Origin of the sequence: Alteromonas sp. KUL150, from assembly GCF_009811475.1 — a bacterium.
Lineage (GTDB): Bacteria > Pseudomonadota > Gammaproteobacteria > Enterobacterales > Alteromonadaceae > Alteromonas > Alteromonas gracilis.
This window is the reverse complement of the sequence record NZ_BLIJ01000097.1, coordinates 1-1,067: the sequence shown is the minus strand read 5'-3', so window position 1 is coordinate 1,067 and position 1,067 is coordinate 1. Positions and strand designations below refer to the sequence as shown.

The 1,067-nt window shown below is 41.4% G+C and carries 2 protein-coding genes; both read left to right on the top strand.

Going from position 1 to position 1,067, the window contains the following annotated elements:
* A partial coding sequence (locus tag GVO62_RS19235) for a DUF6438 domain-containing protein (protein WP_236547245.1) occupies positions 1-504 on the top strand: 504 nt, incomplete at its 5' end.
* 109 nt (positions 505-613) lie between these two features.
* Positions 614-1,054: a hypothetical protein gene (locus GVO62_RS19230; protein ID WP_159120621.1), complete on the top strand. Its 441-nt coding sequence runs from the start codon at positions 614-616 to the stop codon at positions 1,052-1,054.
* Positions 1,055-1,067: the final 13 nt, after the last annotated feature.

Below are 1,067 nucleotides of genomic sequence, written 5' to 3'. Positions count from 1 at the left end.
GCGTTATGTGCCAAGGATGAAACTATGAAATACGTTATTTTTTTATTGTCCTTTATATCTACTGGATTGCTGGCTAATCCTAGTCCAGCAGATGTTTTTAGCATGGAAACCACTGCTTGTTTTGGCACATGCCCAGCTTATAAAGTTAACGTCTTCTCTGATGGAGTAATTGTTTATAGCGGGGATGCTCATACTGAATTAGAGGGGACATATCGACTTCCCGATAATCCTGAACTTTTTCAAAGAATTCTTCGACTTCTCGATGAGAACAGCTTTTATAAATTCCGCGATGACTACGGATGGACTGGAGAAGGAGAAGAAAGCCCTTGTAGAGAAGAATGGACCGATCATCCAAGCACAGTGTTATCTTTACAATTTGCAGGCGATATAAAAACAGTGCATCACTATCATGGTTGCAAAGGCTTTGATCGTGAGCAAGAACTAGAAGCTCTAGAGAAAACTCTTTTTGAACTCATTGGTCTCAGTGGCTATGTTGGCACATAACAAAAAAATCAAGTTCGCCCGCTTCGCGGGCTGGGACGCATACACGCTGGGCGGCTTCGCCATTATGCCCCACGTGCCTGCGCCCCTTATTTAAAAGTTATGTTCTAGTATGAATAACCAAGCTCAAGTTGATTTGTTTAAAAGTCGTTGTCGGTCGTCTTTTGACGCTGTAGCCCAAGAGTATGCTCTTAAAGAGTGTATCGTTTGTGGCGGCACTTATATCAACCCGTTTAAAGTTAGGTTTAAGAATCCAGATATTTTTATTGGATTTGAGGGCATACACTGGGGCTTTGGTCTTCTAACAACATTTGGTGCAACAAAGTTAAGTGAGCCATTTACAATAGAGCAATCCATTTGTTATTTGGATGGCTTGGAAAAGTTGCGAGAACGAGATGCACATAGAACATCTGGTTACCAGAAGATCCTTGCTCTTGATATAGACTTTATTACTCAAAACCTCTCTTTCTTTCTTGAAGGCGGATTCAAGTCGGTCACTTCAGAACTAAACAAAACTGAAGTAGTACTCAGGAAGTTTTACGGTCGAACATAATCGGGTAGCCGGA

Coding starts and splice junctions, on each gene's coding strand:
- GVO62_RS19230 (WP_159120621.1), top strand. CDS start 614: ATGAATAACCAAGCTCAAGTTGATTTGTTTAAAAGTCGTTGTCGGTCG.